Below are 22486 nucleotides of genomic sequence, written 5' to 3' on the forward strand. Positions count from 1 at the left end.
AAAAAAATCAATAGTTGGCGACGCAGCGTACGTTGTTCGACGATCCTGTTTCGGCGTAGGTCGAGAAGTTGCAGGAGTTGTTGCCGATCGTGATGCGGTAGTGTTTGTTGCTGCTTGTCACCGTAGCGGTCCAATGGAACGAGTAAGCTCCGAAATTGCCGAACGTATCGCCCGTATATTTGCCGCACGGGAGGATGTTGAAGCCGATCCGCTCGATCTCCTCCGGGAAATACATCGGGTATTTTCCGGCCGGGAATTTTCCGCTGGCTTTCGTCAGGTTGAACATCGTGCCGTTGTCAACGGCGGCGCTGCTTGCCTTCCACATACCGCCTTCCGCCTCCGGACGGCTGCCGCGCAGGTAGGAGGAGATGAATCCGTAGTCTATCAGGTTCATGGGCGCCATCGGTTTCGTCTCCCGGTTGTCGGGCAGGTAGATTCCCGACACGGCGCTTACGACCTCCTCGATGGAGTTCTTGCGCAATCCGTAGTCGTTCGCCACACCGACCGCCAGATCGTAGAAATCATAGGCGTTGGGGATGTGCCACCCCTCGGGGCAGATGCCGCGGATCTGGACGTTGTAGGAGGTCACACCGTCATTGAGCGTATAGGAGTTGCCCATGTCGTCGGTGCCGGTTGCTCCGTAGGTATAGGGATTCTCGCCGGCCGAGAGCCCCGTCATGGCCTCCTCCCAGGTGTAGTAACGCCCGTACTTCGAACCGTCGGGGTCGTCCGGAGCCGTGCGGCCCACCGTGCCGTCCTCACCGGCGTAGTTGAGGTTCACGGTCATCCAGGTCTTCGAGCCGTAGCGCTTGGCCGTGTGGTACTCGTCGATCGGCAGCACGACGATCATCTTCTCGAAGTGATGAGTCTCCTGAAGTCCGGTCTTGCTGACCGTCGTGACCGAAATGGCATTGGCCGGAATGTTCACCGATTTGCGATTGGCCTTGACGATCACCCGCGAGGTTTCGCCGCCGTCGACGATCGTCAGCGCTTCGGGAACGCTCCACGTATAGGTAGCGATCGTCTCGTCGTCCGGGACGTAGACCGAGAACTCCTCGTCCATATCGACGGTCAGCGATCCCGTGATCGAGGTCTGGACGTAGGCAGGACGCGGCGGAAGTCCCGTGATGGTGATCTCTTTCCACAGGGTTCGAGGCGTGCTGTTGCCCGCGTCATTGATAGCCGTGACGGTGATGACTCCGGCGGGGATCACCCCTTCGGCCAGTCCCGACACCAACAGCCGCGAGGTGTTCTCACCTTCGAGGACGTTGAGCATCTCGGGAAGTTGCCAGAAATAGCTCTCCGCGCCAGGCTCCTCGGGAACCGAAAGCTCGAAGGAGTCTCCCATCTGGATCGTGTAGGGGTATTCGAGCCCCACAACGATGAAATCGGGCTGGCCGGGGACTTCCAGTTCGTCGTTCTGGCACGATACGACCAGCAGGAGTCCGGCCAGCAATCCGGTCGTTCGTTGTATGAATCGTTTCATGGTAGTTGTTTTTTAGTTGTCGTTGTTTTCGCTTGCAAGTTGTCGTTTCAGTTCATCCCAGCTCCCGGCAACCTCCCGGAACGAGTCGTAACCGCCCACTTCGAAGAGGAATACGCCCTCGTAGCCGATATCGGCCAGCGCTGTGACCAGACTCGGCCAGTCGATCGTGCCGCGGCCCATGAGCCAGTGCTTTTCATCCACGGCGTCGTAGTCCGAGACGTGCAGACTGGCGATTCTCCCGCCCAGGGCCCGGGCGAAGGCTTCGGGGGTCTCCCGCAGCAGATGGTTCGTGTCGAAACATACGCCCACCGCCGGGTCCAGCCGCTCGAAAATCGAAAGCATCTCCCCGGAGGTGTTGCAGAGACAGGTGCGCGGCAGGTCCTCCACGAGAAGTTGGGCTTCATACCGGGCCGCTACGGTTGCCAGCGTATTGATCGAGTGGATGCTGTGCTCGATGTGGAGTCCCCGCAGCGAGTCGGCAATCGGTTCGGCACTCGGGTGCAGGATCATTTTCCGGGGTTGCAACGGTTGTACGGCCTCAATGAACCAGGCGATCCGGTCAACGACGGCCGTGCGGACGGAGTCGTTCGGTGAGGAGATATCCCAGGCCCGGCCGAAAGGCAGGTGTACCGACCAGATGGTCAGCCCGACCCGCTCAGCATCAGCGCGGAAGCGTTCGAGGGCTGCCGAACACTCTTCGCGGGATTTCGTCCGCAGGGAGTTGAGTGTCACCTCCACGTAGTCGAATCCCGCCTCGCGGACCTCGCGGAGTTGTTCCTCGGGCATGGTCAGTGAAACCGACAACCCCATCGGCCAACTGCAGTAGGCGTCATACACCCGCTGCCGTTCCGACCGGCATCCTCCGAGCAGCATGGCTGTCAGGAGAAGCATTCCTGTTCTTTTTGCGATGGATCTCATGGTGCGTCAGATTTGAGGAGCCGGGTGGTCTTCCGGATAACTGAAGGTATTCTTGAGCAGCCAGCGTCCCTTGTAGATCTGGTATCCGTCCTTCTGGTAGACGCTGCGGCCGCCGGTGTCGATCAACTTGTCCGACCAGTAGCTTTCGGTCGGGTAGAGCATGATGGTCGCGTAGCCGGCAGGCCCCGACGAGATGCACTTGATATTAACCGTTGTACTGGCATTGAAGCGCTGAAACTCCTTCGTCGCCACATTGAACTTGTAGACCGCTCCCAGCGTTGTAAGCCACAGCTGGTTGAGCCCGTAGACCGGGAAGAGCTCGTGGGCTCCGTTCTGGCCTTCGGGCAGCGGATAGGAGCCCTGGAGCACCAGGGCCGGTTTCCCGTCCGACTGCACGTAGGAGTAAGTGTTCAGCACGTTGTCGGCCGTGGCCCACAGCAACTCATTCGTGCGGTCCCACACGGCGTTGTGCCCGAAGGGCAACGGGTAGGTCGCCACGGGAGCCGAGGCGAAACGTTTTTCGAAATCCACCTCGTAGAGCCGTAGCTTGTCGCCGTCGGCGGTTCCGTCGGTCGAGGAGGCTACCACGACGTTCCCGTCGGGCAGCAACTCCGCCGAGTGTGGCTGGCCCTTGGGGCAGGCGTAGAACATCACCCGTTTGTCTTCGATACGGATGATCGCCACACCGCCGCGCGTGGCCGTGATGAGCAGGTATTCGCAGTTGTAGATCGGCTTCACCTCATCCGGGAGGTTGAACCACGCCTGCTCTTCGAGCGTCAGGTCCGAATCTGCCGGAGTCCACTGCCACAGGGTCTCTCCCGATATGGCATCCACGAGGGCCACCTGATTCTGGGTTTGCTCAACCAGCGCGATGACCTTGTTACCCTGCGAGGCAGGCGGATCCAGTTCCGGAAGCGGGATGATCGACCGATTTTCCTTTTCGCAGCCCGCACAGAGAAGGGTTGCCATCATGATGCCGGCCAAAAGCCGGATGATTCCGTGTATCTGTTTCATGGTGTCGTCTGTTGATAGGGTTTGTTTACCATCCCGGGTTGTTGGGTCGTAGCGAGGGTGCAAGCTCCATCTCGGCCGACGGAACCGGCCACCAGTAGTCGCGCTCCTTGTTGAAATTCCGTGTGCCGATGAGCGTGCCGTCGAAAGTGTAGATGTTCAGGTTGCTCATCGCCGTTTCGGCCTCACGCCAGCGCCGCAGGTCGTTGTAGTAGGTTCCTTCGCCCGCAAACTCGATCCGGCGTTCGTAACGGATCTGGCGGCGGATCTCCTCCTGGTCGTTTCCGGGGTAGGCCAGGGCGGCCGACGAGGTGAATCCGGCCCGCTGGCGGATTGCCTTGACCGTGCGGTTCCAAATCTCCTCGGTCATCTCGCCGAGTTCATTTTTTGCTTCGGCGTACATCAGCAGCACGTCGGCGTAGCGCAGCAGCATGATGTTGATCGGCGAGCAGACCTCCTTGAGTCCGAACTCCTCGTCACTGGGCACCTGCTCCGTGTAGACCGTGTACTTCTTGTAGATGAAACCGGTCTGCTTGTTGGTGAAGCGGACGTTCGTGTTGTCGGTCTTCACGGTCTCGCCCATCCAGACCGAACCGGGATAGACGAGCGTCTGGGCGAAGCGCGGATCGAGATCCTCATAGGCCGGGGAATCCGCATAGGCCGACTCTTCGCGGGGTTTTCCGTCCTTCATCCAGTAGCTGTCCACGAAGTTCTTCAACGGAGCCGAACTGTTGTACTGCCGCATGACGATGTCGATGCTGTGCCCGAGTCCCGTGGGGTTGGAGATGAACTCGACGTTGAAGATCGACTCCGAGGAGTGTTCAGCAGCCTCGGTGAAGAGTTCGGCGTACCCGCTCTGGTAGAGCGAGTAGACCCCCATTTCCATCACCGCATAGGCAGCGTCGGCCGCTGCACGCCAGGCCTCCTCGTTGTGGTCGGGATTGCATAGTTCGCTTGCTTCGAAGAGCAGGATTCGAGCGCGGAGAGCCAGTGCGGCTCCGGCGGTGGGACGTCCCAGATCGGCCGAAGTATAGCTGCGCGGCAGAATTTTGGAAACCTCTTCCAGTTCGTCAAGGATAAACCGGATGATCGTGGCCCGTTCGGCTCGCGGCTGGTCGGCCTGGGAGATGTCCGGAGAGTCGGTGATCAGCGGTGCCGAGTAGTAGTAGGTGGTCAGCACCGAGTAGTAGAGAGCCCGCAGGAACCGCGCCTGTGCCTTCATCTGGATAATCTCCTCACTCGAAAGCTCCTTGCTCTGATCGATGTTAGCCAGCAGCATGTTGCAACGTCCAATTCCGGTATAGGCATCTTTCCAGCGTCCGGCGATGACGGTCCCTTCGGCGGTGTGGCTGCCTTTGGCGATATCGTTCCAGTTGAGCGTGTTGGCATAGTTGTAGGCATTGGGGGTAGCGCACTCCTCCAGGGCGATGGACATGCCGCCGAACATGCTGCCGTTGCGCAGCGGCAGGAAGCAACCCGTCAGTCCGCTTTCGGCATTCTTGGCACTGTACCAGAACGTTTTGTCACTGTAGGCTCCCGTCGGCTCGAAATTCATCGAACACGAGGTTGCTGCAACGGCCAGCGAGAGGGCGATTCCGAAATATAGATTCTTTTTCATCATTTACAGGATTGGGGTTAGAAACTCAAGTTCAGACCCACAGATATGGTCTTCAGGTTGGGATATTCGTAGAGATTCGTGCGGGTCGTGGTGATTTCGGGGTCCCAGAGATCAAAATCGGAGAGTGTCCAAAGATTTTGGCCGCTGATGTAGACCTGCAGTCCTTCAATGCGCAGCGGGCGGAGCAGCTGTTTCGGGAAGTCATACGTCAACTGGATGTTCTTCATACGCAGGTAGGAGGCGTTGCGCAGCCATTTGGTCGACGGGATGAAGTTCTCCGGGGCATCGGTATAAGTGGTTAACAGCGGGAGTTTTGCATTGGGGTTGTTTTCGGTCCAGGAGTCGGTGGCCCACTCCCAGGTGACTCCCGCGCCGTTGTTGAACGGGACGGCGAGGTTGGCTGTTGGATAAGTGTAGACGTCGCCGACGCCCTGAAACTGTGCTTCGAGCGAAAGACCCTTCCAGCCCACCTGTAGCCCGAACGAATAGGTCCATTCGGGGATCGTGTTCCCCACGATGATCTTGTCCTTGTCGTCGATCACCTCGTCCTCGCAGTTGTTCTTGTATTTCAGGTAACCGGGGCGCAATTTCGAGCGGTCACCGTAGACTACCGAGGCGTTGTCGATCTCCTCCTGCGTGAGGTAGTAACCGTCGGCTTCATAGAGATAGAACGAACGGATCGGATAGCCCTCTTTGGTGATCAGCGTGTTGCTGTTGGCCAGGATCTGCCCGCCGTCGAGCGAGAGCACCCGGTTGCGTACGAAACCCACCGAGAGGTTCACGCCGTAGAAGAACTCCTTGATGCGGTCGCGCCAACTGCCCGAGATCTCGAAACCCTTGTTGAGTACGGTACCCACGTTGCTCTTCGGGCCGCTCAAGCCGCCGACATGCGAGGGGATCGAGCGGGTCATGATGATGTCGAAGGTCTCCTTGCGGAAGAAGTCGGCCTCGAAACTCAGCCGATTGTTGAAGGCCGCCAAATCGAGTCCCGCGTTGTACGAACGGGTCTTCTCCCAGCCCAGCATCCGGTCGGTGAGTTCTTCGACGGCATATCCGGCCGCCGGGGTTCCGCCGAACGAATAGTTCTGGCTCAAGGCGTTGTAGGTCATCTGGTAGCTGTAGGGATCCACCGACTCGCTACCCATGATACCATAGGAGAGTCGCAGTTTCAGCAGGTCGATCTGCTTGACTTGGAAGAAGGGCTCGCGGCTTAGGTTCCAGGCGACCATCACCGACGGGAAGAGGAACCAGCGGTTGTCGCGCGAGAGGTTGCTCGAACCGTCATAGCGCAGTGTGGCTTCGAGCATATAACGCTCGTCGTAGGTGTAGGCCAGACGTCCGTAGAAGGAGATCATGCGTTTTTTCCACGAACTGCCCGTGGCCTGTGCGTTGGTCTGGTCGGTCAGTGCCTCGAACTCGGTCAGCGTATTGTCGTTGAAACCGTGGTTGTAGGCCTGGAAGTTGCGGCTGTCATTGTGCTGCCAGTCCTGTCCAGCCATCACGTGGATGTTGTGGCGTCCGTAGTCGTTCTCCCAGACGAGGCGGTGCGAGAGCGTATACTGTCCCGATGCCGAATCCCAGTCCTTGACACGCGGGGCGCTACCGTTGAAGGTCTTCACATCGCCCGTCTTCGGATTCACGGTGTACATCTGGGGAATGAAGTTCTTGCTGAAATGGTCGATCTTGCGGTAACCGGCCGTGGCGTAGTATTTCAGATGCGGGGCCAGGCGCAGGTCGATGCTCAGCGTCGAGAGCAGTTCCTGGTAGTTGCGGTAGACGAATCCCTGCTCGACCTCCATGCGGGGGTTCTCAATGTTGTTGCGCCCCGGGGTGAAGAGCCATGTCGAACCATAAATTCCGTTGCGATGGTAGTCCGAGAAGATCGGCAGACCCCGCATGATCGTATTCAGCACTGTTCCGGTGGTGTATCCCACCTCGTTGAACGTGCGGAGGTTACCCTGGAAGGTTCCACTGACATGCAGGGCATCGCTGACTCGGGCGTTGAGTTTCAGGTCGAAGGAGTATCGCTGGGCATCGTCGTTTTCGATGAAGACGCCCTTCTGGTCGGTGTATCCGAAGCCCATTGAGTAGGTGATGGCGTCCGTACCGCCCGAAAGGCGTACGCTGTGTTGCTGGACGTAGCCGTCATCCATACAGATATCGAACCAGTCCGAGGCGGGGTAGACAGACGGGTCGGTCTTCATGCCGTTCATGTACTCGAGAATCTGGTCGTTGGAGTAAGAGACCGCCCCAGGGCTTACGCCAGAGTTAATCTCGGCGAGGTTACGCAGGCGCATGTAGAGGATCGGGTCGGTCACCACGTCCGGGAGATAAGTGGCGCGCTGTACGCCGTATTTACCGCTGTACTCCACCCGCGGGCGGCCTTTGGTACCTTTCTTCGAGGTGACCAGGATGACGCCGTTGGCAGCCTTCAGACCGTAAATGGCAGCCGAGACATCCTTCAGCACGGTGATCGACTCGATCGTCGAGGGGTCGATCTCTCCGAAATCATACTCCACGCCGTCCAGCAACACGAGCGGAGCTCCGCCGGTCGAGTTTAACGAGTTGACACCGCGGATCGAGATCGAAGCCTTGTCCACACCGGGCTGTGCACCGCCCTGGTTGACCCAGATACCGGGCGTGTTGTAGAGCATCTGTGTCGAGTTGGTGATGGGTTGGTGTTCCTTGCTTTTGATGTCCACCGTGGCGACCGAACCGGTCAGCGAGAGTTTCTTAACGGTGCGGTATCCTACGACGACCAATTCTTCAAGGGCCGTAGCCTCCTCCTGGAGCGTTACATCGAGGGTAGTACGTCCTGCGACCTTCTCCACGACCTGTGTATATCCCAGACAACTGAACGTAATCTGTGCTTCGGGGTTGACCTCCAGAGCATACGAACCGTCGGCAGCGGTTGCCGTTCCATTATAGGGGTTCTCGACGACCGTGACGCCGGCCAGCGGTTTGCCGTCCTGATCCCGCACAACACCCGTCAGACGATAGCTTTCCGGTTTGGCAGGCTGTTGTTTTTCCGGGTCCGGATCCTTGTGCGTCAACACGATGCGGTTAGCGCCCAACTGTGTGTAGCTGACACCTGTTCCGATAAAGATCCGGTCCAGCACCTGATTCAGCGAACCGGAAACTTTTCCGGTGGCTCGGGTACGAATCTTCAATAACCCGAGATCGTAGGAGAACTCAACCCCCGTTTGACGGGAGATCTCGGGCAGCAGGTTGCCGAGCTCCTGCTTGTCGGGTTGGATGGTAATCTGTATGTTTTGGGCGGGAAGCGGGCGTATGGATGCCGCGAACAACAGGAATAGTGCTGCCAGTGTGCGCAGGAGCTGCTTCGACAGAGACAAAATCCCCGCCCTTCGTCCATTTGCATAGACGACGTTCGAATAAATATTCATCGCATTTGGGTTTGGAATGTGAAAGATGGATTGGAATGTTCCGGAGCGGGATGCTGCCGGAAAGTAGAGTGTTAAGATTCTTTCATGGACAAGCGTTCTTTAAGGTTATGGGTAATAGCCGATCGGTTGTAGTTTTCTTTTTTAGGTTCGCGGGGTCAGGGTTGTTTTTTCAGGAAGACACGTTCTCCCTGAATCGTATATTCGACGGGTGAAATCAGGTTAAGGATTTCGAGCATCTGCTCAAGAGTTTCATCGTCATTGATCACCAGGCGGTAGGCGGTATTTCCGAAGACTGCGGGGTCGTAGACGATCGACACGCCGTGTCGCTCCTCGATGAGCCGGACGATCTCGGCAAAGGAGATCCCGTCGTAGACCTTGTGGTTGAATCGCCATGAGGTGTATTTCCCGGTTTGGACCTGCTCTAAGGAGGCCAAACGCCCTGTCGCTCCGTCCACCACGGCGCGCTGACCCGGGTGCATCGTAGCGAGTTCCTTGCCTGAGGTTGTTTCGAGCGCGATACACCCCCGTTCGAGAATCGCCACGGTCGTATCTCCCGTGATGACATCAAAGGCTGTTCCCAGCACCCGGATATGAAGGTCCGGAGTTTGCACAACGAACGGGTGGATTGGGTCGGATGCCACATCAAAGAAGGCTTCGCCCTGGAGCCGGACGTTGCGTCGATGGAGGAAATTCTCACGGAAGGAGAGCTCTGCTCCGTGGCGGAGGAAAATCTTTGTTCCGTCATCGAGCGTGAAACGCAACACTTCGTTGGAGGTCGTATTGGCTACCGTATGCCATTCGAAGCGTTCGGAGTAGAGTTCGACGCCGATGATCAGCAACCCAACGGCCAGCAGGGCGGCAGCGGATGATGCGGCATAGACCCATCGACGCAAACGGCCTACGTGCCGGCGTTGTGCGATTTCGGAGTGGAATGTCCGCGTGGCCCCCTCGATCTCGAAACTCCCGGAGTGGCGGTGGACATCTTTCAGGGCGCACAATTGTTTCATCCGCAGGTATTCGGCGCGGTTTTCGTCGCTTCGGGTGATCCAGGCACGTACTTCGACGGCCGTATCGGCGTCGCAACGGCGGTTGATGAATTCCAGGATCTTCGAAGGGCTCATATACTCCTTTTCTTGCATGGTTCTAAAGATTAAACGATCGAGCCGCAGAATTTACGCAGCATCATTCTTTTTTTTTTGAGAATTTTCTTCCGAGGAGAGTTTCAGCGCAGCAGAAGCAGGCCCATGAGCAGAAGCAGTTCCTCTTTGGGAATGCGTGCCCGCAGGAAGCGCAGCGCATGGTAGAGGTGTCCCTCGACTGTTCGACGCGGAATGTCGAGCAGTTCGGAGATTTCGATGTTGCTCATGTCGTACAGCAGCGAGAGGCGGAATACCTCCCGGCGCTTTTCGGGCAGTTCGTCCGCCAAGGAGAGGATGCGTTCCAGCAACTGTTTGTTGCAGATCGTGTGTACGATGTCGTCGTTGTTGTGTTCGAGCCAGGCGGCATCTTCCCGCAGTTGAAGGTCGAAGGGAGAGTCCGAGACCTCAAAGAGTTTGCGACGCTTGATCGTGTCTAGCATCCGCGAGTGACAGATGCGGAAGAGGTAGCTTTGAAACCCGACGGTAAAATGCAATCGGGAACGATGTTCCCAGACATAGAGGAATACCTCTTGTACGATGTCCCGGGCATTCTCCTCATCAAGCAATAGCCGGGCATACCCCATCAGACGCGGGTAGTATTCCCGGATCAACCGGTCGAAAGCCTCTTGTCGGCCCCGGGACAGTTCTTCTAATAATTCGGTATCCATGGTGCAGGTCGAAAAAATACGCCGAAACGTTTCGTGAACGATCGCCAAAGGGTGGGGAGGGCCACCTGGCGGATGATTTTATCGCAAGATAGGACGAATTTCCGAGATTTTGGTAAAAATTCCGTGAAATTTCCCGCCAGTTCCCAGTTTACAATAGAAAGTAACACTTCATTAAGATCGCTAAAAGAAAACCCCCCAAACAGGGAAAAAATTAGGAAAAGAAGGAAATGTGGAACCCTGCAATAAAACCTCGAACTAATATCACAATTGAAAAATTATCCTGTTATACACAATTATAAAATAATGACTTGGATGATGATAACGATAAAATCCATAAAGACTCCAAGTCGAAATACAATGCCTTGCGTAATATAAAAATTTGCGACTTCATTGGAAATGCGGACAAAATGCGGACACGGAGGGCAAAACAAAAATCCCAAACAGCTGCCATACAACTGTCTGGGATTTTTCAATAGTACCCGGAGCCGCATTTGAATATAGTAAATCCCATTAAATCGGAATAATTGGATATATGTGCAAATTTCACCATATTTCACTTATTTTCAGTATTATATATTCACTCGTTTGTTTTAATCACTAAAAGAGCATTGAAGAATTTTCAGCATGTGTGGGGAAAATGTGGGGAAATATTTCTATCTTTGTCACAAGCCCCTAGATCTTGCTGAACCATGAAAGTAACCCTCATTCTCAAAAAGAGCGTCACCCGTTACGACACGGAGTCCTAGGCGACCATCTACGCGCGTCTGCGCGATGGTCGGCAACTCGATCAGGTCGCTCCGACCCGTCTTACGATCAATCCGAATCTTTGGGATGACAAGGCCGAGCAGGTCAAGAGCAAAGTCGTCTGCGACGAGGCCATGCGCACCCGCTACAACAACGAGGTCCGCAGGCTCAAGACCTACATCGAGAGAGCCTATCAGAACCGCCCCGAAGAGACGGTATCGAAAGGTTGGCTGAAGGAGGCGCTGGACCAATATTACAATCCGCAGAAGTACAACCTGGAGCAAGTATCCGCCATCAAACCAACCTTGACCGCGCTGTTCGACGAGTTTCTCGAGAAGCACAGGCTTTCGGAGGTTCGCAAAAAGAACTATCGCGTCATCAAGCGGGCTTTGCAGCGTTATGAACTCTACATTCGGGCTACCCAGATGGGAAAGGAGGACTTCACGCTGGATGTAGACCGGGTAACGGCCGACACCCTGCGGGACATCTGGAGCTTTCTGGAGAACGAATACCGCTACTGCGCCATCTATCCCGAGATTTACGAGGCCATTCCCGAGGCCCGCACACCGCAACCCCGAGGCAAGAACACGCTGTTGGACTGCTTCTCGCGTATCCGAACTTTCTTCTATTGGTGCAACAGTCATAAGAAGAGCCGGAACCGGCCGTTCGACGATTTTCCGCTGGAGGAGTGCACCTACGGGACGCCGTATTATATCACCATTGAGGAGCTGCACCAGATCTATGCCACCAATCTGAAGCGCCATCCCCAGTTAGCCATCCAGCGGGATATCTTCGTCTTCCAATGCCTGATCGGCTGCCGGGTGGGCGACCTGCTGAAGATGACGAAATCGAATCTCATCGGCGGCGCCATCGAATACATTCCGCGCAAGACCAAGGAGGGCCGTCCGCTGACGGTGCGGGTGCCGCTCAACGCCATGGCCACGGAGATTCTTGCCCGGTATGAAGCCTGTGACAGCGACAAGCTGCTGCCGTTCATCTCCGAACAGAAATACAACCTGGCCATCAAGCGGATCTTCAAAGCGGCCGGGTTGAAGCGGTTGGTTACGGTCATCAACCCGACGACCCGCGAGGAGGAGAAGCGGGTGTTGTACGAGATCGCCTCGTCGCATCTGGCGCGTCGGACCTTTGTCGGCAATCTCTATCGGCAGGTCAAGGATCCCAATCTGGTCGGTGCACTGAGCGGACACAAAGAAGGTAGCAAGGCCTTTGCCCGCTACCGCACCATCGACGATGAAATGAAAAAAGAATTAGTAAATTTGTTGTCATAATTGAACGCAGTGCGTTCACTATTCAACAGCGAGAACCATGAACGAACCGGCAATCTTCAAATTGGACGAACAATTTGTCTCCGACATCCGAAATATCATCATCACCGCACGAACGACTGCCATACGAAGTGTCGATTTCGAGCGTGTAAAAATGTACTGGAAACTGGGAGAACGCATCATGCTCGAAGAACAAGGCGGCAAAGAACGTGCTGAATATGGGACCAAACTACTGCAACACCTGGCAGACAACATGGAGGCAGAGTTCGGAAGTGGATTTTCCTATCGGCAACTGGCCTTTTGCCGTCAGTTCTACAACACATACCGAAATATGAACGCACTGCGTTCACAATTCAACTGGTATCAATACCGTCTTCTGATTCAAATAAGCGACAACGACAAACGGGAGTATTATGAACTGGAAACCGCCAATAATAATTGGACCGGACGTGAACTGGAACGGCAGATCAATTCCGGACTTTATGAGCGGTTGCTGTTGAGCAACGACAAGAAATCGGTATTGGAGGTGGCTCGCAAAGAACGTCAACCCGAATCTCCGACCGAGATCATCAAAGATCCCATGGTACTGGAATTTCTCGGATTGAAACCCGACGCAGCCTATTACGAAAAAGACCTGGAACGCGCCCTGATCACCAATCTGCAGGCTTTTTTGCTGGAATTAGGGAACGGGTTCTCATTCGTTGCCCGCCAAAAGAGGATACTGCTCGAAGATGATCAATTCTTCGCGGACCTGGTATTTTACAACCGGCTGCTCCGCTGCTTCGTTATCATTGAATTGAAGACACACAAGATCACACACGAAGACATCGGTCAGTTGCAAATGTATGTAAACTATTACGATCGGAACGAGAAGGCGCCCGATGAGAACCCGACAATTGGAATCCTGCTGTGCGCCGACAAGAACGATCTGCTGGTAAAATATACGCTGCCGGAAAACAACAATACGATTCTGGCAAGCAAATACCAGCTCTATCTGCCCACTGAAAAGCAACTTGCCGAGCAATTGAGAATCGAATTACAGGAATTTGATCAATAAAGCCATGGGCCAGGCGGAATACGAAGCCTTCAAGGCAAAGTTGCGGGAGTGGATGGAGGCCCATCCCGAGGAATATGCCGCATTCGAAGAGTCGATGAACACCCGGGACATGGCCGGGTGTCAGGCCGTATTGCTTCAGGCCATCGCCCTTATTCCGCAATATCGCAAGCTCGCGGCGGCCAAGGCCAACGAGGGGCTGTTCGACCATGTCGACGAGATCGAACAGGCCGCCCAAGACAACGACCTCGCCCGCAAACTGATCGGAGAGTGTGAGCAGCCGGTCGCCGGATCGCCGGTTCCGGCAATGCTCTGTTGGCTCTACTTCGGAAAGAGCTTCGAACGCATGGTGGAGCATTGTGAAGAGTTGCGCCGATCTCCCGACCTGGGTTACTTCCAGAAGATCACCATGAGCGCCACGATCCGATTGCTGATAGCCCGTTCCATCAAACTGGGGCTTCGGACTCGGGAGGAGTGGAAAGCCCACCGCGAAGCCATGCGCCTGGCCGAAAGCGATCAGGTGCTGGATTGGGCCATGGAGGAGTCGTCGGACGACAGGAACGGCTCAAAACGCAAGCCGGGGCGTCCGGGAACCACCCGCTCTCTGACGGAGATGTTCGCCCCGACGGTATCCCGTCCCGAGGAGTTGCGACGTAAGATCGGGACGTATCTCCTCACCCGGCATACACAAACCGATATTGCCCGACTGAAGATCGCCCTCGAAGAGTTGCGTTATCTGACGCTCCCGATTCCGATCAAGCCGTTCCGCGACGCACTGCAGGAGGAATACGGCCGAGAGATTCGCATCGTCCACGAACGCGGCATTCAGGAGGCATACAGCCGGCTGACCGAACCGCTGCTTGCCGGAAAAGCGGTCCGGGATCGAGGTCCCGAAGCCGTCGCCATTCGTGAAATCAAGGATTTTCTATCCGAAACGAACTCGTTTAATTCGTCCGAACCTGCCGCGAATTAAACGCTTAAAGATCGTTCAATCACGTTATTATATTTGCGCCGTCACTCGGATATCCGGGCGACGGCGTCGCTTTTTGTTCCGCCGGAAAGCGCCGTCCCATCCGTGCGGAAACAGCAACTTATGAAAGACTTATTATCCATCCTCCGCGAAGCGCCCGGAAGCATTCGTCTGGAGGTAAGCGGCGAGGATCTGCTGGCCTTCTCCAGCAATCTGATCAATCGCGCCAAAGAGGAGTTGGCCACCCAGGTCGCCGAAGCTCGCAAGGTACGCTTCCTGACCAAGGAGCAGGTCAAGGAGCTGTGCGGCGTATGCGATGCGACGCTCTGGCATTGGAACCGGAAAGGGTATCTGAAGGCCGTCAAGATCGGCAACAAGATCCGATATCGCACATCGGATATTCAACGGATTCTCGGTGAGCGGGAGAGCAAATAGTCGATTGAGAATGCCGGGGAGATCCCCGAGCATTCGAATAGCAGAGGTAACAGAGGCAAGTTTGTGTTTTTGTCAGCCAAAAACCGGCCGCAAGGCCCTATCCCGATGGTCTCAACTCAAAAATTCCAATCCATGAATACACCGAAGAAAGGGGGCCGTCCGCCTTTGGGACGTGCCCGAAAACAGGAGTACCGCATTACCCTGCGGTGCAATACGGCCTGCAACTTCAAGCTCCGCGCCCTGGCCCGTGCGGCAGGTATTCCGCGCACCGAGGTGCTGCGGCAACTGATTCTCAACGGCTCGGTCCGCGAGCGGCTGCGGAGTGAACACCTCGAATGGCTCGCCCAGCTCAAGGGGCTTGCCCGCAATCTGAACCAGCTGACCCGGCTGGCCCACACCCAAGGATTCGCCGCCGTCGCCGCGCGCCATGCGACGCTTCAGGCCGAGCTGGTGCGGATGATCGAAGCCCTGCGCCGTGATCGGTAAGGTCATTTCGGGAGGATCGTTCGGCGGCACGGTCGGCTATGCGATGAAGGAGCAGTCGCGCGTGCTGGAGGCTCGGGGTGTCGAGCCACCCGGTGTGCGGGAGATGGTCGAGGATTTCGAGGATCAGGCGCGCCTCAATCCCCGCTTGAAGCAGAACGTCGGACATATCTCCCTGTCGTTTTCGCCGGAGGATGCCCCGAAGCTCACCGACGAACGAATGACACAAATTGCCCGGGAGTACATGCAGAAGATGGGTATCACCGATACGCAATACCTGTTGGTGCGGCACCTCGACCAGCCCCATCCTCATTGCCACCTGGTATACAATCGCGTAGGTGATCACGGGCAGACCATTTCCGACCGCAACATCAAGCTCCGCAATGCGAAGGTGTGCCGCGAGCTGACCGAACGCTTCGGGCTGCATTTGGCTCCGGGCAAGGAGGCCGTTCGGCGAGAACGGCTTCGTGAGCCCGACCGGACCCGGTACGAGATTTACGATGCGATTCGGCAGGAGCTTCCCCGTTGTCGCAACTGGAACGAATTGCGGGACCGGTTGAAGCGGCATGGCATCGAGACGATCTTCAAACGAAAAGGGGCGCAGGGTATCATTGAAGGAGTAAAGTTCGCCCGTAATGGCTTTGTGTTTTCTGGTTCGAAGGTCGATCGGGCCTTCAGTTTCTCGAAGCTGGATCGCCACTTCGGCCAGGCACAGCAGCGGCATACGACCCTGATGTCAGGACTCAAGGCGGCAGTCGGGAGTTTCCGGGCTGCTTTTGCAGGTCTGTTCGGCGGCGGGCGTCCCTTCACCGCAGCGGGAGGCGGTGGAGGAGGCGGTAGCCATGGCGCAGGATCGGTGTCGCTCGGCAGTGCCGGGTCGATTCCGCTGCCGCCGTTCGACTCGCCATTTGCCCTTTCACCCGAGATGATGCAGCGGCGTGAGGGCGAAAGCCCCGAGGAGCATATTGCCCGCATCACGGCGCTGATCAACAAGGCGGCCGAGGCGATGGCCGTAGCCTTGATGGAGCGCAAGCGTCGCATGGAGGCACGCTCCCGCAAAATCGGATAACAACCTAAAACACAAAAGACAATGAAAGAGAACACCCTGGAGCTCTCCTTTGAGATGTACGAAGAATTGAAGGAGACCCTTATCAAAACGCTCCGCACGGAGTTGGCCGAAGCACGATCACAACCGACGGCGGCCATTGATACGGACGCAATCAAGCGATTGCAGATTCGGATTCTGCAACTGGAGCAGACGCAGACAAGGGTAAGCGAGGCACAGCAGGAACGGGACCATCGGATCGAGCAGCGGCTGCAAGCAATCTCCGAGCGGCAGGAGCAGATTCGAGAAGGCCTCGGAACGCAGATCGCGGAGATCGACGATAAAGTGACCGGGATGGAGATTCCCGAGGAACTGCCGCCGCGGATGGTGCAGCACCGCTTTTCGTTCTCTCTGGACGCAACTCGCAACTTCTGGCTCTTCATGTCGATGTTCATCGTGATCGTCGTACTATCTGTCGGACTCTATTTAGACTGGCGGCCCGACCGCAGCCGGTATGACAACGATCTGAAGTATCGTTATGTGCTGATGAAGGGTGAGGCGTCGCCGAAACGGCTGTCGGAGTTGGAGAAGCTATTCGAGACTGAGCGGGATCAGCGACGTATTGATTCGATGCGAAGGGATGTCGAGAAGTACGAACGGCTGGTTCGCAAAAGAGCGGCTCTCGACGAGCAGGCGCGGCTGAAGGCCCAGGAGGCTGAACAACTCAAACGTGACGCCGCGAAGTTAAAGAACAAGTAGTCCTTCCCTTTCTGACGCAAAGATAAGCCGCCGGACGGACAACGCAAGGTCAGGATGAGTTGTCACAGGCAAACCCTGCGCAAAGTTCCTCCGGCATAATCTCGGTCCTCATAATTGACCTGAAAATACCGGAAATTAAATTATTGTGTCAAAAGTTGCCTGCACATCGATCGAATGGCAAAAACGTCTATTTTTGTAAAAAAAATAGATCTCCGAAGCTTTGAAGCTACTTGCCTCGACCAGCTGAAAATCCGATATGCGGTCGTTGTATCGTATGTTCTGGGAAAGCAGTTTCGGCGGCGGATACACAATACCCACCTCCTTTCATGAAGAGAGACACTTTTGGCGCCATCGACATCGGATCGAACGCAATCCGGTTGCTCATCAACTATATTGAGGATTACGAGGACGGGCACGTCGAGTACAAAAAGGCAGCCTTCGTGCGGGTTCCCATTCGTTTGGGCGACGATGCCTTCCTGCGAGGGCATATCAGTTCGGCCAAAATAGAGGCACTATGCGATGCCATGCAGGGTTTTAGTGCCCTACTCCGGGCATTCGGCACGCACGACTATCGTGCTTGCGCTACAAGTGCCATGCGAGAGGCCTCGAATGGCGGGCAGATTGCCGAACTCGTTCGCAGCTGCAGTGGCATTTCGATCGAGATCATCAACGGCGAAACGGAAGCTGATACGATCTTCGCAACCGGAGGGCTGAAGGAGACGCTCGATCCCCAAAAAACCTATCTCTACGTCGATGTCGGAGGCGGTAGTACCGAGATCGTTGTCTACGCCCGCGGTAGCAAGGTCGAGGCCCGCTCGTTCCGACTGGGGACCGTGCGTATCTTCAGCGGCGCAGAGGCCCCGGCCGAATGGTTGCATTTCGAGGAATGGCTCCGTGAGGTGGCCCGGACATGGCACCCTTCGGGAATCATCGGTTCGGGAGGAAATATCAACAAAACCCACAAACTTCTTGAAAAGAAGTCCCGTGAGTGCATCCATGCCAAGGAGCTAAATGCTCTCTACAACCGGCTGCGGGCCATGTCTGTGGCCCAACGCATGGAACAGCTCTATTTGAATCAAAGTCGTGCGGAGGTGATCGTCCCGGCGCTGCGGATCTTCACGGATGTGTTGTGCATTTGCCAGATTGACACGATCCTGGTTCCTCGTATGGGGCTTGCCGACGGCATTATCCACGAACTCTACCGGCAATACCACCTTTTGTAACGTTTCGACTCAAAAAAAAGAGCGCCGTTCCATGCGAACGGCGCTCTTTTTTGTGGTTGCGTATTTTAAAAGCGGACCTTGGCACCGAGCGAACAGCGGATGCCGTAGTATTCGGCCTGGCGGACGCGATCCTTCGTGCCCTGGTAGTAGCGCAGGGGCTGGTTCAGCAGGTTGCCCACCTCGGCGAAGATCGAAATGTGCTTCGTGGCGCGGACCGAGATGTTGGCGTCGAGGTAGTTGACGCTGTCGTAGTAACGGTCCGTGAAGGGGGTCATACCCATCTCTTCGTTGTCAAGGAATGAGCTGGCGTAGTTGTACGAAAGGGTGGCCGTGAGGCGCTTGTTCTCGAAGTAGAGCGAGGCGTTGACCGTATGCTCGGGAGTCCCGGGCAGCTTGATGTCGTCGTTGCGTCCGGCAAAGATCGGGTCGGTCAGACGGGTCACCTTCGAGTGGTTGTAGGTGTAGTTGGTGTAGATGCCGAAATTCTTCAAGACGGGGGTAATGAATCCCAGGTCGCGCTGGAAGGCCACCTCGATGCCGAGCAACGTGGCGTCTCCAGCATTGACAGCCTTGTAGAACTCCTTGAATTCGGTGCCGCCGATCGTCTGGTCCTCGATCATGGCATCAACGATGAAATCGGAGATCTGCTTGTAGTAGACGCCGGCCGATACCAGACCGATCGACTTGAAGTAATACTCGAACATCAGGTCGTAGTTGTTCGATACGGTATTGCGCAGGTCGGGGTTACCCATCGTGTACTCTTCGTCGGCGAGGTTCACGCGGTCGCCCGGTACCATCTGGCTGAATTTCGGACGCGCGAGCGTCGTGGTGAAGCTGGCGCGGAGAACCATGTCGTCGATCGGTTCGTACTTGAGCAGAACCGAGGGAAGCCAGTTGTCGAAGTCCGTCTTGCGGGTAGTCGGTGTCGAAGTGATATTCTCCTCCTCGGCATCCACGTGGAGGGCATTTCCGGTGTAGTCGTAGGCGGTGTGTTCGAGCCGGAGTCCGGCGATGAGCTTCAGGCGGTTGCCGAACTGCTGGTCGTAACGCAGGTAGGCGGCGTGGATGGTTTCGTGGCCGGTGTAGTTCTCGGCCTCCTCCATCGGATTGCGCGTGCGGTCGAACTGCGAGGCGTCCGCAAAGTCGAGATGCGAGAGGTACTGCTTGCTGACGAAATCACCGACGGTATAGTCTCCGGCGTAGAAATTCTTGCGCGTGGCGTTGTAGGTGTTGCCGGCGGTCATGGCCTGAGCGATGAAGGAGGTTTCGTCGGCGGGCTCCACGTCGTAGAAGGTAATCAGTTTCGACTTGTCCTTGTCCTGGAATTTGTATCCGGCGCGGAGCGTTCCGGCAAAGGTTCCCGTGAAGAGGCGGGCGCGGAGATCGATGTGGGCCTTGTATTCGGTCTCCTCGATCTCGCTGAACGATTCGTTCAGTTCGTCGAGTTTAATGAAGTTCGCCGTGTTGAGCGCCATGAGCGAGGCGTCCGAAGGAGTGAAGCGCGGTTCGCGTTCATCCGAAAGATCAACGTCAAAGCGGATCGGGTTGTCCTCGTCGCTCTCCAGACCGATGTAGCGCTCGTTGGGACGGTCCTCCGAGGCGCGGGCGTAGTCGAAGCCCCACTCGACACCCAGCCAGCCGAGATTGTGTTCTCCCGAGAGGGCGATGTCCGCGGTCTGCTGACGTTCGAGGCGTGCAAACTTGTTGTCGGGCGATCCGCCTTTAGTCTGACGGCGCAGGTAGGCCGTTGCCGTGCCGTCCGCGTCGGGTGTAATGTCCTTGTAGGTCAGGCGGTATCGGTTTTCCCAGTCGTTGCGGCGGTTGTACATGCCTCGGAGTTCGATCTTGTGGTTTTCGTTGAATTTCCAGTCGAACGAGAGCGAGTAACTCTGGCGTTCGCGGTGTACATAATACTGTCGGATTTCAAACTCGTCGACATAGGCATTTCCAGAATCGTCCTCTTTCCAGGTCGCTTCAATGTTGTCCGATCCGATCGGGTTGTTGTGATAGGCCAGCGAGGCCATAACGCCGAGTTTGTCGTTGAAGAAGCGCGAGCCCCAGCTTGCCGATCCGTTGAAGGTGACGCGTTGCGAAATGGGGTTGTAACCGGCACCGACCGTAGCGGCTACGGTCTGACGGTAGGGTGAATTTTTCGTGACAAGGTTCACGGCTCCGCCGATCGCATCGCCGTCCATGTCTGCCGTGACGACCTTGTGGACCTCGATGGTCTGAATCATGTCCGTCGGGATGAGGTCCAGCTGTGCGGCGCGCGAGTCTCCCTCGGCCGAGGGCAGGCGGTTTCCGTTGAGCGTTACCGAGGTCAGATCAGGGGCCGTACCGCGAACCTGTCCGAAGCGGGCTTCGCCCTGGTCGTATTGGACGTTAATGCCGGGGATGCGCTTCATGGCGTCGCCGATGTTGGCGTCGGCGAAGCGGCTCATCTGGTCCGCGGCGACGATGTTGCTCACGCCGTCGTTGTTCTTCTGGATGGAGAGGGCGCGGCGCTGACCCTCGACAATGCCCGACACAACGACGCTGCCGATGGCCATGCCTTCGTGAAGGATGAATTCGCAGTGTTCGGTCTGCCCCTTGCGGATGTCATAGCTCTGGCAAATCTGTTCGTATCCGACATAGTTGACGCAAACGTCGTATTTGCCTTCGGGAATACCGCGCAGCGAGAAGCTGCCGTCGGAGGCGGTAACGGCTCCGAGATTCAGCGATGCGATATAAACCACGGCGCCCTGGATAGCGTGGTGGTTGTCGTCGAGCACAACTCCGGTGATCGATCCACGAGCCGCGGCTGCGGCTGCCAGCGCTTCGGCTTCGGTTTCACCGACCGTGGAGGCTGCGAGTGAAACGGGTAGTGCGGAGCTCAACGCCACGGCAAAAAAAAGAGGTAGGCAATGTTTCTTCATACTTTATATTATGTGAATGTTTGTGTTTCGGATTTCTGCAGCAAAAGTATGGAGGTGATGTTACTGTGATTCTACGTCTACATAACAGTTTGAATGCAAGCATATTGCAAAATTATTAAGTTTACATGGGGTGATTCCTCGTTAGGATTTATTGCCTATATTTGCCGCCGAAAAACAAATTCCTTTTAATTATTGATATGAAGAGATTCTGCACTATTTTGCTGGCCGGGGCTCTCGCAGCCTGCACGACTGCCGATCCCGAAAAAAGAGTTGCCGAAGGAACCTATGACGGCGAACTCAATATTTTGATGCTTGCCGATGCCGGCCGCAATGGCTCCTACGATCAGCGATTGATCGGCGAATGGATGGGAGTCTATGCCGATGCCCTGGGACCTGAATTCGTCATCTCGTGTGGTGATTTGTTCCACTATCAGGGAATTCAATCGACGCAGGACCCGTTGCTGTGGAGCAATTTCGAGAGTATTTATACCCATGGCGAGTTGCAGTGTCCGTGGTACGGCGTGCTGGGCAACCATGAGTATCGGGGCAACACGCAGGCGATGATGGACTATTCCGAGATAAGCCGCCGCTGGAACATGCCCGACCGTTACTACACCCTCTCCGTGCCGTTGGACGATGATGAACCCGATTCGGATCGAGTACGCTTCGTCTTTATCGACACGGCGCCGCTGATCGACAAGTACCGCAAGGATTCGGTCCAGTACCCCGACGTGCAGCTTGTGGATCCCGATGCCGAGGTTCGCTGGATCGACAGCGTGCTGCGGGTTTCGACCGAGAAGTGGAAGATCGTGGTGGGACACCACCCGATGTACACCTACGACAAGAAGGACGACATCGAGCAGGAGAACATGCGGGCGCGTCTGGAGGATGTTTTCCGTCGGAACGGGGTTGACGCCTACTTTTGCGGGCACATCCATACGTTCCAGCATATCCGGACGGGGCAGGACAGTATCGACTATGTGGTGAACACTTCGGCCTCGAAGCAGCGGGCGCCGCAGTGGGGACCGTTGACGCAGTATGCAAGTGAAAATTCGGGCTTCGGACTGCTGTCATTCGATGAGGGGGTGATGCACTACACGCTGGTGAACAGCCGCGGCGAACTGGAATATGTAATCGAACGGCACAAATAGCGCTGCCTTCAATCACCCGCATTGCACGATGCGATGTGGGCCGATATGAAGCCAGGATTCCGGATGCGGGCTGCAATATCAATATTGTGGCCCGCATCTCGTTTCATGAAATCTTCACCCGGATGTCATAACCCCGAAAGCCTCGCACGCTTTATTTGTGGCGTCAAAACGGAG

17 protein-coding genes are annotated in these 22486 nt (G+C 56.2%); 9 read left to right on the forward strand and 8 right to left on the reverse strand.

All coding sequences use genetic code 11. From position 1 onward, the window contains the following. Positions 1-7: 7 nt before the first annotated feature. The 7 genes from ABGT65_RS12915 to ABGT65_RS12945 all read right to left on the reverse strand — a co-directional run bounded on the left by ABGT65_RS12915 (position 8) and on the right by ABGT65_RS12945 (position 10247). A complete protein-coding gene (locus ABGT65_RS12915; RefSeq protein WP_346702737.1) occupies positions 8-1486 on the reverse strand; it encodes an FISUMP domain-containing protein in 1479 nt (492 codons plus the stop codon). 12 nt (positions 1487-1498) lie between these two features. Further along, a complete protein-coding gene (locus ABGT65_RS12920) occupies positions 1499-2377 on the reverse strand; it encodes a sugar phosphate isomerase/epimerase family protein (protein WP_346702738.1) in 879 nt (292 codons plus the stop codon). Positions 2378-2410: 33 nt separating this feature from the next. Further along, entirely contained in the window at positions 2411-3418 is a 1008-nt protein-coding gene (locus ABGT65_RS12925) for a DUF6528 family protein (protein WP_346702740.1), read from the reverse strand. Between the two features lie 25 nt (positions 3419-3443). Beyond that, positions 3444-5033, reverse strand: a complete 1590-nt coding sequence (locus tag ABGT65_RS12930; protein WP_346702741.1) for a RagB/SusD family nutrient uptake outer membrane protein — start codon at positions 5031-5033, stop codon at positions 3444-3446. Between the two features lie 17 nt (positions 5034-5050). Further along, positions 5051-8440 (reverse strand): TonB-dependent receptor, encoded by a 3390-nt coding sequence (locus tag ABGT65_RS12935; protein ID WP_346702743.1) that lies wholly within the window; start codon positions 8438-8440, stop codon positions 5051-5053. A gap of 155 nt (positions 8441-8595) precedes the next feature. Continuing rightward, the gene (locus ABGT65_RS12940) at positions 8596-9579 is read right to left on the reverse strand and encodes a FecR domain-containing protein (protein ID WP_346702744.1); all 984 of its coding nucleotides are present in this window, start codon (positions 9577-9579) and stop codon (positions 8596-8598) included. 83 nt (positions 9580-9662) lie between these two features. After that, a complete protein-coding gene (locus tag ABGT65_RS12945) occupies positions 9663-10247 on the reverse strand; it encodes an RNA polymerase sigma-70 factor (protein WP_346702746.1) in 585 nt (194 codons plus the stop codon). 764 nt (positions 10248-11011) lie between these two features. On the opposite strand from ABGT65_RS12945, the gene ABGT65_RS12950 reads away from it, so the two are divergent. From ABGT65_RS12950 to ABGT65_RS12985, 8 genes are all read left to right on the forward strand, one after another. Next, positions 11012-12280 carry a site-specific integrase gene (locus ABGT65_RS12950; RefSeq protein ID WP_346703099.1) on the forward strand — a complete coding sequence of 423 codons (1269 nt, stop codon included), beginning with the start codon at positions 11012-11014 and terminating at the stop codon, positions 12278-12280. 37 nt (positions 12281-12317) lie between these two features. After that, positions 12318-13334: a PDDEXK nuclease domain-containing protein gene (locus ABGT65_RS12955; RefSeq protein ID WP_346701370.1), complete on the forward strand. Its 1017-nt coding sequence runs from the start codon at positions 12318-12320 to the stop codon at positions 13332-13334. Between the two features lie 4 nt (positions 13335-13338). After that, complete coding sequence (locus ABGT65_RS12960; RefSeq protein WP_346701368.1) at positions 13339-14304, forward strand: DUF6043 family protein; 966 nt, start codon at positions 13339-13341, stop codon at positions 14302-14304. A gap of 120 nt (positions 14305-14424) precedes the next feature. Then, entirely contained in the window at positions 14425-14736 is a 312-nt protein-coding gene (locus tag ABGT65_RS12965) for an AlpA family transcriptional regulator (RefSeq protein ID WP_022308828.1), read from the forward strand. Positions 14737-14868: 132 nt separating this feature from the next. After that, on the forward strand, positions 14869-15222 hold the full coding sequence (gene mobC / locus ABGT65_RS12970) for a plasmid mobilization protein (RefSeq protein ID WP_276764026.1): 354 nt from the start codon (positions 14869-14871) through the stop codon (positions 15220-15222). Next, positions 15212-16288: a relaxase/mobilization nuclease domain-containing protein gene (locus tag ABGT65_RS12975; RefSeq protein ID WP_346701365.1), complete on the forward strand. Its 1077-nt coding sequence runs from the start codon at positions 15212-15214 to the stop codon at positions 16286-16288. Before mobC ends, ABGT65_RS12975 begins: the two co-directional genes overlap by 11 nt. Positions 16289-16309: 21 nt before the next feature. Beyond that, entirely contained in the window at positions 16310-17023 is a 714-nt protein-coding gene (locus tag ABGT65_RS12980) for a hypothetical protein (protein WP_346701363.1), read from the forward strand. Between the two features lie 326 nt (positions 17024-17349). After that, positions 17350-18246, forward strand: coding sequence for a hypothetical protein (locus ABGT65_RS12985; protein ID WP_346702748.1), 897 nt, complete (start codon positions 17350-17352; stop codon positions 18244-18246). A 65-nt stretch (positions 18247-18311) separates the two neighbouring features. On the opposite strand, the gene ABGT65_RS12990 is transcribed toward ABGT65_RS12985, so the two are convergent. Beyond that, positions 18312-21161, reverse strand: coding sequence for a TonB-dependent receptor (locus tag ABGT65_RS12990; RefSeq protein WP_346702749.1), 2850 nt, complete (start codon positions 21159-21161; stop codon positions 18312-18314). Positions 21162-21358: 197 nt separating this feature from the next. Here ABGT65_RS12990 and ABGT65_RS12995 point away from each other — a divergent pair, with 197 nt between their 5' ends. Further along, positions 21359-22312, forward strand: a complete 954-nt coding sequence (locus tag ABGT65_RS12995; RefSeq protein ID WP_346702751.1) for a metallophosphoesterase — start codon at positions 21359-21361, stop codon at positions 22310-22312. The last annotated feature ends 174 nt before the right edge of the window (positions 22313-22486 follow it).

Origin of the sequence: uncultured Alistipes sp. (assembly GCF_963931675.1) — a bacterium.
Classification (GTDB): domain Bacteria; phylum Bacteroidota; class Bacteroidia; order Bacteroidales; family Rikenellaceae; genus Alistipes.